This window comes from Mesorhizobium argentiipisi (SeqCode), from assembly GCF_037179585.1.
In the GTDB taxonomy this organism is placed as follows: Bacteria; Pseudomonadota; Alphaproteobacteria; order Rhizobiales; family Rhizobiaceae; genus Mesorhizobium; species Mesorhizobium argentiipisi.
Genome location: NZ_JAPYKO010000119.1, coordinates 1 through 438, shown reverse-complemented (window position 1 = coordinate 438; position 438 = coordinate 1). Strand labels below are relative to the sequence as shown.

Here is a 438-nt window from a genome sequence, read left to right as displayed (position 1 = left end):
CGCGGGGGCCCCGACGGGTTCAGGACCGTCGTGACCATCCCGCGCTAGTCGCGATCCTCGCGCAACGATCTGTATCGTGCGGATCAAATAATATCGCGGCGTCCTCGAAAGATGACCTGGGACAGATCTCGATACGCTTGTCCCCATTCATGATCTGCGGATCGTTCGTGCGAACAAGGGTCAAGCCATGACGGACATGTCGAACTCGAAGGCCTCGCTCGGATGGGCGATCCACGCCATCACCGGAAAATGGGGCTGGTTCGTTGCGCTGGGTGTCGGCGAACTGATCCTCGGCGGTGTTGCATCTGCCAATCTGATGGCGGCGAACCTCGCGTCCGTGCTGGTCATCGGCGCTACCATGGCGGTCGCCGGAATTTTCCAGATCGTGCACGCGTTTTCAGTGCGCGGCTTGCGGGGATACCTGCTTTGGCTACTGGC

General features: G+C 60.7%; 1 protein-coding gene. It reads left to right on the top strand.

Annotation, left to right across the window (positions count from 1 at the left end):
- Window positions 1-187: 187 nt before the first annotated feature.
- Window positions 188-438 (top strand): DUF308 domain-containing protein (locus O7A05_RS34205; protein WP_337097816.1); only part of this gene is annotated, 251 nt, incomplete at its 3' end.